The 8905-nt window shown below is 73.3% G+C and carries 6 protein-coding genes; 1 reads left to right on the top strand and 5 read right to left on the bottom strand.

Going from position 1 to position 8905, the window contains the following annotated elements; all coding sequences use genetic code 11:
- The 4 genes from E1193_RS27455 to eccCa form a co-directional block, all read right to left on the bottom strand.
- Nucleotides 1–1204, bottom strand: a 1204-nt coding sequence (locus tag E1193_RS27455) for a S8 family serine peptidase (protein WP_132186078.1), incomplete at its 3' end; no start/stop codon positions are given.
- A gap of 85 nt (nt 1205–1289) precedes the next feature.
- Nucleotides 1290–1568, bottom strand: coding sequence for a WXG100 family type VII secretion target (locus E1193_RS27450; protein ID WP_132186077.1), 279 nt, complete (start codon nt 1566–1568; stop codon nt 1290–1292).
- Between the two features lie 28 nt (nt 1569–1596).
- On the bottom strand, nt 1597–1905 hold the full coding sequence (locus tag E1193_RS27445; RefSeq protein WP_132186076.1) for a WXG100 family type VII secretion target: 309 nt from the start codon (nt 1903–1905) through the stop codon (nt 1597–1599).
- Nucleotides 1906–2162: 257 nt separating this feature from the next.
- Entirely contained in the window at nt 2163–6125 is a 3963-nt protein-coding gene (gene eccCa, locus E1193_RS27440; RefSeq protein WP_132186075.1) for a type VII secretion protein EccCa, read from the bottom strand.
- 97 nt (nt 6126–6222) lie between these two features.
- On the opposite strand from eccCa, the gene eccD reads away from it, so the two are divergent.
- On the top strand, nt 6223–7692 hold the full coding sequence (gene eccD / locus E1193_RS27435; RefSeq protein ID WP_243707934.1) for a type VII secretion integral membrane protein EccD: 1470 nt from the start codon (nt 6223–6225) through the stop codon (nt 7690–7692).
- Here the strand turns inward: eccD and E1193_RS27430 are convergent.
- Nucleotides 7676–8905, bottom strand: a 1230-nt coding sequence (locus E1193_RS27430) for a type VII secretion protein EccE (protein ID WP_243707933.1), incomplete at its 5' end; no start/stop codon positions are given. The two genes, eccD and E1193_RS27430, sit on opposite strands and share 17 nt — an antisense overlap.

The raw sequence follows: 8905 nt of genomic DNA, 5'->3' as shown, positions 1-8905 counted from the left end.
GCGGGGTGGCCCGGCGGCGGCGGGAGCGGACCACCAGGACGATCACCAGGATGGCCACCGCGACCGGCACCAGCAGGCAGAGCGCCGCCTGGATCAGCGCGCCGGTGGTGTTCTTCACCGCGAACGAGACGGCCGGGCCGTCGTCCTTGCTTGCCGACCCGGCGGGCGGCGACCCGTCGGGCGGCGCGGCGCTGCCACCCGGGACCTCGGCCAGCAGCGGGTGGGCCGTCACGGCCGGCACCGAACGGGTCAGCGCCGGGAGCGGGTCCACCGCGCCGAAGCCGAAGTCGGCGTCCCGGCCCCCCGGGCCCCGGTCCTGCGCGGTGCGGATCAGCCGGTTCACCACGTTGGCCGCGTCCAGATCCGGATATCTCGCGCGGACCAGCGCCACCACGCCGGAGGCGATCGCCGTCGCCTCGCTGGTGCCGCTGCCCACGCCGAACCCGTTGGCGGAGACGGTGGTCGGCCGCGGCGATATGATGTCCTGCATCGGCGCGGCGAGCACCGCCTCCCGGCCGCTGGTGCTGCCGGGGAAAAACGCGCCGTTCTTGCCGAGCCCGGTCACGGCGATCACGCCGGGGATGTTCGCCGGCACCCCGATCCCGCGGTCCCCCTGCTTCGTGTTGCCGGCGGCGGCGACCAGGACGACGTTCTTCTCCAGGGCGTAGCGGACCGCGGCGACCTGCTCCGGTGTCCCCGCGCCGCTGCCGCTGAACGACATGTTGATGACGTCCGCGCCGTGGTCCACCGCCCAGCGGATGCCCTTGGCGACCTCGTCCGGGTCGGTGTCCCAGCCGGTCGAGATCGGCAGGATCTTCGCCTCCGGGGCGATGCCGAGCTGGCGCATCGCCCCGCCGCCCCTGCCGGCGATGATGCCGGCCATGGCCGTGCCATGCGCGACCTTGTCGTCGTCGGTCCGCCCGTCGACGGCCGCGTCCGCGCCGATGCCGTGGCCGGGCAGCACCTGGCCACGCAGGTCGGGGACGTTCGGGTCGACCCCGCTGTCGATCACGGCGACGGTCACCCCACGCCCCTTGGTGATCCTGTGCGCCGCGGGGATCTTCAGGGTGTCCAGATACCACTGCAGGCCGCGGACCGTGTCCGCCCGTGCCGGCGTCGGCGCCGGCAGCGGAGCCACCCCCGCCGCCACCACCAGCACGGCCACCGCCGCCACGGTGGACCTGAGAACCTGCCCCGTACGCATGAAACTCCCCCGACCTCGACTGCCCGCCAAGCAGTGCGGCTCCGGCCCGGTAGAGCCGGACCGGAGCCGCGACGGCCGAATTATCTCAGCCCCAGACCGCTGCGTTGCTCATCTCGGTGGAGACGTAGTTCTCGCGCGCAATGCCGACCGCGCCACCGATCTCGTTGAGGATGCGGTTGATGTCGCGCACCGCCGCGTCCCACTGTGCCTGGTGCTGCTCGTAGGCGGCGCGGTCCTGGCCATCCCACTGAAGCTTGGACAGCATCGACCGCAGCGTGTCCAGCTTTTCGTCGATGGTCTTCGAAATGGCGGTCATCTGCTGGTTGGCGCTCTCGAGAGCCGCGTAGTCAACCTTGATGCTCATGAGTTCCTCCCCTGCTCGTCTCGGCTGATCACGGGTTGAGAGCAGCGTGGAACTTGTCCAGCATCGCCTGCTGCTCTTCGTCGTTGACCTGATGGGTCGTACCCGACTTGTCGAGCAGATCCGCGATGTTGTCCATCGCCGTCAACAGCTTGGCCGTGTCCTCGTTCCAGCGCTGCATGAGCGACTGGAAGCCCGTGGACGCCTGCCCCTTCCAGGCGATTGCCAGGTCGTCGACCACGTTCCACAGCTTCTTCAGCTCGCCGTCGACCTCGCTGCGCGTGGACCGCACGTCACTCGCGGCGGTATGCAGAGTCGCTGCTTCGACCTCGAACGCCATGCTTCACACCCTTCCGTCATCTTGTGGCGGCGGAACTGCCGCGCCCTCCCCCGCGGCAAGGCCAACACCCCACCGACGGACACTCGTTGGAGACGTTAGCCCACCGCGCCCAGAGCTCGCTGCCCTGCCCGGACGGGTCGACACCACCCCTCACATCATTGTGGACAGGTTGGTGCCCCGGCGTCGATCGGCCTCCCGTCAATCGACAATCTTCCCGTTTCACCCGCTTGGACGGCCCGAGCCACGACCACCGTGGATCACACCGGCTCGACCCAGGCGGTCTGGATGAGCTGCTGGCCGTCCCGCCGACGCACCAGGGTGCCCCGACCGGGCGGCTGCGGGCTGGGGCGCAGCGTGCCGAAGACCGCACCCTCCTCCCGGTTGCCCGACATCAGCAGACCCGGCGAGTCGAGCTCCCGCAGCCGTTGCAGCACCGGCTCGTAGAGCGCGCGGGCGATGCCACCGACCCGCCGGGTGACGATCAGGTGCAGCCCGATGTCGCGGGCCTGCGGCAGCAGCTCGTGCAGGGCGCTGAGCGGGTTGCTGCCACCGGAGGCGACCAGGTCGTAGTCGTCCACCAGGATGTAGAGGTCCGGCCCCTTCCACCAGCTCCGGTCACGCAGCTGCGCGGTGGTGACGTCCGGCCCCGGCAGGCGGTTCTGCAGGGCGCTGCGGATCGAGCCCAGGCCCTGGCTGAAGACCTGGTTGGACGGTGCGTAGTCGAGCAGGTGATCGCCCTCCACCGCGCCGAGCAGGCCGCGCCGGTAGTCGGCGATGACAATCCGCGCCTGCGCCGGGGTGTACCGCTCGACGATGCCCCGGGCGATCAGCCGCAGCACGTTGGTCTTGCCGCACTCGGCGTCGCCGAAGACCGTGAGGTGCGGTTCGTTCGCCAGGTCCAGGTGCACCGGGGCGAGCGCGGCCTCGTTCACGCCGATCGGCAGGCCAGGCGCCGATCGGTCGGAGACCTTGAGCAGCTCGGCGAAGGGCAGCCGGCGCGGCAGCAGGCGAACCTTCGGCGCCGGCTGGCCGGGCCAGGCCCGGGCGACGTGCTCCGCCAGCTTGACCGACGCCTCGGTCAGGTCGTCGATGTCCCGACGGTTGTCGACACGGGACACCGCCGCGAGGAAGTGCAGCTTGTCCCGGGTGAGGCCACGCCCGGGCGCGCCGGTCGGCACGTTCGCGGCGGCCCGCCGGTCGATCTCGGACTCGTTCGGGTCACCCAGCCGCAGCTCCAGCTTGGTGCCGAGCAGGTCCCGCATGTTGATCCGGACCTCTGCCCAGCGCACCGCGGTCAGCACCACGTGCACCCCGAAACCCAGGCCCCGGTTGGCCAGGTTGGTGATGGTCTGCTCCAGCTCCTCGTACTCCTGGCGCAGCGTGTTCCAGCCGTCCACCACGAGGAAGACGTCACCGAACGGGTCGTCGGCGAACTCACCCGCCGCCCGCCGCCGGCGATAGCTGGCGACCGAGTCGATGCCGTGCTGCGCGAACCGGGTCTCCCGGTCGTCCAGCACCGCCATCACCTCGGCGACCGTACGGCGGACCGCCTCGGTGTCCCGCCGGCCGGCCACCCCGGCGACGTGCGGCAGGCCATCGAGGCTGCGCAACGCGCCACCACCGAAGTCGAGGCAGAAGAACTGCGCCTCGCGGGGGGTGTGGGTGAGCGCCAGCGAGGCGATCATCGAACGGAGCAGGGTGCTCTTGCCGCTCAGCGACGCGCCGACGATGACCACGTTACCGCCCGCGCCGGCCAGCTCGACCAGCATCGGGTCGCGTCGCTGCTCGTACGGCCGGTCGACCACCCCGACCGGGACGGTGAGCTGCCCCCGGCCGGGCCAGGTCGCGGTGCACAGCCCGAAGGTGGAGTGCACCGCCAGCGGCGGCAGCACGTCGACGAGGCTCGGCGGCTCGGCCAGTGGCGGCAGCCACACCTGGTGCGCCGGGGCGCCCCGCCCCTTGAGCCGGTCGATGAGCACGTCCAGCATCGCCACGGCCTTGCCGTCGGCCGGCTTCTCCTCCACCGGCGTCATTTCGACCGGCGTCTGCGGCACCTGCACCGGCACGAAGTTCACCCCGTACGGCACGATCCGCCGCTGCACCATCGCCCGGGACGACTGAGCGATCTGCCCCGGCGGGCGGTACGGCCCGGAGACGTACGCCGCCCGGAACCGCAGCATGGTGCTGGTGTCGGTCTTCAGGTAGCCGTGGCCGGGTGCGTTCGGCAGCTCGTACGCGTCGGGCACGCCGAGCACGATGCGGCTCTCCACCGCCGAGAAGGTCCGCAGGCCGATCCGGTAGGACAGGTGGGTGTCCAGCCCGCGCAGCTTCCCCTCCTCCAGCCGCTGCGAGGCCAGGAGGAGGTGCACGCCGAGCGACCGGCCCAACCGGCCGATCATCACGAAGAGGTCGATGAAGTCCGGCTTGGCGGCCAGCAGCTCGCTGAACTCGTCGCAGATGATGAGCAGGCTGGGCATCGGGTCGAGCGACTCACCGGCGGCCCGGGCCTTCTCGTAGTCGAACCGGGATACGTAGTTGCCGGCCGCCCGGAGCACCTCCTGCCGGCGGGTCATCTCCCCGGCGAGCGCGTCCCTCATCCGGTCGACCAGGGGCAGCTCGTCGGCCAGGTTGGTGATCACCGCGCTGGTGTGCGGCAGCGCGTCCAGCGAGGCGAAGGTGGCGCCACCCTTGAAGTCGACCAGGACGAAGTTGAGTTCCTCGGAGGAGTGCGTCACGGCGAGCGCGCCGACGATCGTCCGCAGCAGCTCGCTCTTGCCGGAGCCGGTCGCGCCGATGATCAGGCCGTGTGGGCCCATGCCCTCGTGCGCGGACTCCTTGAAGTCGAGCTCCACCACGTTGCCGTCGGGGCCGACGCCGAGCGGGATGCGCAGCCGGTCCCGGTGGCTGCGGGGCCGCCAGGTCTGCTGCACGTCGACGGCGGCGGCATCGCCGACGCCGAGCAAATCGGGCAGCTCCATGCTGCGGGCCAGCGGCTCGTCGGAGGTGGTCTGCTGCTGGGAGAGCCGGTAGGGAGCGATCTGCCGGGCCAGGCCCTCGGCCGCCTCCGCGCTGAGTCGGTCGGGCGCGCCGAGGCGCGAGCTGGAGGTGCCCCGGACCAGCTCCAGCGAACTGCCGTCCCCGGCGTCCAGGCAGAGCAGCCAACGCCCAGCGTCGCGCGGGACGGTGCCGGACAGGTCGATCGTGGTGGCGCCGAGCAGCCCCGGCCCCATCAGCTGGCAGGTCGCCGAGACCTCCCCGCCGTCGATCACCACGACCACGTGCGGGGCGGTGGTCAGGGGCTTGGCCTCCGGGGCGAACCGGGGTCGACCGGCCAGCTCTGCGGCGAGCGACTCCTCGGCCTCGGCCAGGCTGGCGAAGACCAGCCGGCGGGCGCCTGCGGCGTCGGTACGCGCGCCGTGGTGGGCGTGCGGCAGCCACTTCACCCAGTGCCAGGCCGGCTGCCGATCCGGGGCCGCCACCACCGCGAGGATCAGATCGTCCGGGGCGTGGAAGGTGACCAGCTGGGCCAGTGCGGCCCGGGTCAGGTCGAGCACCGGTTCCCGGTCGCCGCGCAGCACGATCCGGCTGAACGCCCGCAGCGACAGCGCGGTGGGCAGGTCGGGCACGCTGGAGTGGGCCCGGACGAACCGGCGCAGCGCGATGGCGCTCATCGGTTCCAGATCCTCCACCGGCTTGGTCTCCGGCGGGACGATCTCCACCGCGAGCCGCTGCGGCCCGGTGGCGATCCGGGCCTCGCCGAAGTCGTCCTCGGTGATCCGCCGCTCCCACATCCGCCGGGACGCCGCGATGGACCACAGCGCGGCCGGTTCGGGATGCCGCCAGGTCATCGCCGCCCGCTGCTGCTCGGCGGCCCGCCGGGTGCGCTTGCGCATCTGGGCCAGGTACCGCATGTAGTCGCGCCGTTCGGCGTTCAACTCGGCCTTGTCGTTGTTGCCGTTGCCGAGGGTGCCGAGCGCCATGCCCAGCATGGACACTCCGAACAGGCCGCCGGCGACGTACGTCATGGTGCTGCCACCCCGGCCCGCGTAGAGGAATGCCATCGCGCCGACTCCGCAGAGCATCGGCAGGATCATCAGCAGCTGCCCCAGGCTGCGGGGCGTCTGCTCCGGCAGTTCCGGAGGGGACTCCAGGAGCACCTCGCCGCGGGGCAGTGCCGGCCCCGGCTGACGCGGAAGCCGACGGAACACGACCGTGCTCACGGCTGTCTCCTCCCCAAGAGCGGCCCTGACGCGGTACGCGACCGACCGGAGACGTCGGGTGGGCATCGTACGCGCCCGCCATCGTAGGTAATCTCCCGTGGGCGTCGTGGACCCGCCGGGGCGGGGCCGCCGGGGCGAGGTGGATCTGACCGAGCACGAGGAGGCCACAGTGGCGACGAAATCGGCGACCGGAGGACTGAGCCGGGTCACCATCGTGGCCCCCCGGACCAGGATGGATCTCGCGCTCCCGTCCGACGTCCCGCTGGCCGACCTGTTGCCGACCCTGCTCCGGTACGCCGGTGAGGACCTGGCCGACGAGGGCGTACGGCATGGTGGTTGGGCGCTGTCCCGTCTCGGCGGCCCGCCACTCGACGGTGGCCGCACCGCCGCCCAGCTCGGGGTCCGCGACGGCGAGGTGCTCTACTTCAATCCCCGTGCCGCCGCCACGCCGGAGATCGTCTTCGACGACGTGGTGGACGCGGTCGCGACCGCCACCAGCCAACGTCCCGGCACCTGGCAGGTCGCCACCACCCGGTCCTTCTCGGTGCTGCTGGCGGCGGTGACGCTCGGCCTCGGCGCGGCGGTAACGTTGCTGGCCGGGCCGCCGCAACTGCCCGGCGCGTCGACCGCCCTGCTGGTGGCCGTGCTGCTGGTGGTGGCCGCGGCGGTGCTGTCCCGGGCCGCCGGCGACAGCCGGACGGGCGCGGTGCTGGCCGTGACCGGCATCGGGTACGCCGCCGTCGGGGGCCTGCTGGTGCTGGCCGGCGACCGGCGGCTCACCGAGCTGGCCGGCCCGCACGTGCTGCTCGCCGGCGCGACCGTGGTGCTCTTCGGGGCGGTCGCCGGGTTGGCCGTCGGGGACCGGATGCCGCTGTTCCTCGGCGCGGTGGCCGTCGGCGGCGCGACCGCCGGCGGCGCGCTTCTGCCGTCGCTCTTCGGCGTCGGCGCGGCGGCGGCCGCCGCGATCGTCGCCACGGTGGCCTTCGCCGCCCTGCCGGCGCTGCCGATGACCGCCTACCGGCTGGCCCGGCTCCCGGTGCCCTCCATCCCCACCGGCCCGGACGACCTGAAAACCGACACCGAGTCGGTCGACGGCCGGCGGGTGTTGCGGCAGAGCGAGCGGGCTGACCAGTTCCTCTCGGGCCTGTTGTGGACGGTGTCCCTGGTCGTGCTGGGCGGCCAGGTCGTGCTCGCCGTCGACGGCGGGCTGCCCGCGGTGCTGCTCTGCCTGGTGCTGGCGCTGCTGTCGCTGCTGCGCGCCCGGCCCTTCATCGGCCGCGCCCAGCGCACCCCGGTGCTCTTCGCCGGCACCGTCGGGTTGGCGCTGACCTCCTGGGCCGTCTTCACCGGTGGTGCCCTGCCGACCCGGTTGGGGCTGGTCGTCGGCGGTCTGGCGCTGACCGCGGTGATCAGCCTCATCTACGGACTCAGCGTGGCGGGCAAGCGGATCTCACCGGTCTGGGGCCGGATCCTGGACATCGTCGAGATCCTGTTGATCGTCTCGCTGGTGCCGCTGGCGTTCTGGGTGTGCGGCCTCTACGGGTGGATCGTCAATCTCCGACCCTGATCGTCCCGGCCGCGGTGGCGACCGGCGTGGTGGCGTAGACGCCCGGCCCGTGCTGCCCGTCCAGCGGCCGGGCCGGGATGCCGCACCGGTGGGCCACCTCGCGTACCACCTTGACCAGGGCCTCGACGTGACCGTCCGGGGCGGCGACCCGCAGCAGTGGCGGCACCGGCCGGCTCCCGGGCACCACCACCGCGGCGACCGTGTGCGACGGGGCCGAGGTGGCGGTCACCGCGTCCACCAGCGTGCCGAGCGGCGCCTCCGGCCGCCGCCGCAGGGTGAGGCAGCGCTGGGTCCACCCGCCGCCGCGCAGCCCGGTCCAGGTCTCCGCCGGGGCCGCCGGTGCCAGGTCGAGACCGGCGGCGGAGACCACCGCGGCGCGCAGTTCGTCGCGGCCGAGCACCCGGTGGCCGAGGCCGGCCGCGGTCAGGGCCTTGCCGAGGCGGCCGACGGCGGCGGCGACCGTCCGGTGCACCCCGGGCATCCCGCCGCCGCGGGCCAGCGCCTCGGAACGGGCGTCCGGCACGGACAGCCGCAACGCCACCCAGACCGTACGGTGGGCGGCCGCCGGCGCCCCGGGTGCCGGGTACCAGACCAGGGTGTGCGAGACGACCTGGGTGAGGGTGACCGGGCCGGAGAAGTCGGCCAGCACCCGCAGCGCCCGGTCCACGGCGGACGACTCCACGGAGCCGGCCGGCGCCCCGGGCCGCCCGGTGAGCACCACGGCGGCGAACCAGCCCCGCCCGTCCTGGCCGATGCCCAGCCGGGTGCCCCGCTCGGTCAGCTCGATCAGGCTGAGTTCGGGGGTGAGCGCGGCCAGCCGCGGGTCGACGACCCGCCCCTCCGCGACGGCCGCCCGTGCCTGGTCGCGGCGGTGTCCCAGCCGGCGGCGCAGCAGCAGGTCCTCGTACCACCAGCGGCCGTCGCGCCGGAGGAACGTCGCCGCCAGCACCAGCGCGGCGAGGCCGCCGACCACCGCGACCAGCCAGACCGGGCCGCCCACGGCCGCCCAGACGGCCACCGCGCAGACCTCCACCAGGACGAGCTGACCGACGGCCACCGGCCCGATCCGCCCGCGTCCGCGCCGGTCGGCGGGCACCACCGGACGGTCGTCAGGGCCGGCGGGGGTGGTGGGCGTACGACCAGGTGGCGCGGCGAGCGACGTCATCGGTGGGCGTCCCTTCTGGGCATCGCGGGCATCCGCCGGGGCGGTGGG

The organism is Micromonospora sp. KC606, assembly GCF_004348675.1.
GTDB lineage: Bacteria > Actinomycetota > Actinomycetes > Mycobacteriales > Micromonosporaceae > Micromonospora.
This window is presented reverse-complemented; position numbering and strand designations above follow the sequence as displayed.

Excerpts from the sequence above, each read along its gene's own strand:
- E1193_RS27450 (WP_132186077.1), bottom strand. The coding sequence starts at position 1,568 with ATGAGCATCAAGGTTGACTACGCGGCTCTCGAGAGCGCCAACCAGCAG.
- E1193_RS27445 (WP_132186076.1), bottom strand. The coding sequence starts at position 1,905 with ATGGCGTTCGAGGTCGAAGCAGCGACTCTGCATACCGCCGCGAGTGAC.